The sequence below is a fragment of the Endozoicomonas atrinae genome (assembly GCF_001647025.1).
GTDB classification, from domain to species: Bacteria; Pseudomonadota; Gammaproteobacteria; order Pseudomonadales; family Endozoicomonadaceae; genus Endozoicomonas; species Endozoicomonas atrinae.
Map to the genome: position 1 here is coordinate 1 of NZ_LUKQ02000889.1, position 252 is coordinate 252.

A 252-nucleotide genomic window follows, 5' to 3' on the forward strand; every position below is an offset into this window, starting at 1 on the left:
TGATGGCAGCCTGGGTGAAAACCATGCTCTGCTGTTAGATGCCAGTAACCAGGTGCGCTTTGTGCCCAATGCTGACTTTAATGGTGCGGCGACGTTCACCGTCAGGGCCTGGGATAAATCAGCCGGTGTTGTTGGAGACTATACCGATACCACCACCAATGGTGGCACTACAGCATTCAGCACAGAAATTGCACCTGTCGGTATTCTGGTGAATGCCGTCAACGACGCACCCATTGTTGATACCAATGCCAG

At 52.4% G+C, this 252-nt stretch carries 1 protein-coding gene; it reads left to right on the forward strand.

The window, feature by feature from the left end:
• The coding region (locus AK963_RS34670) for a hypothetical protein (protein ID WP_175404836.1) at window positions 1-252 on the forward strand (252 nt) is incomplete at both ends.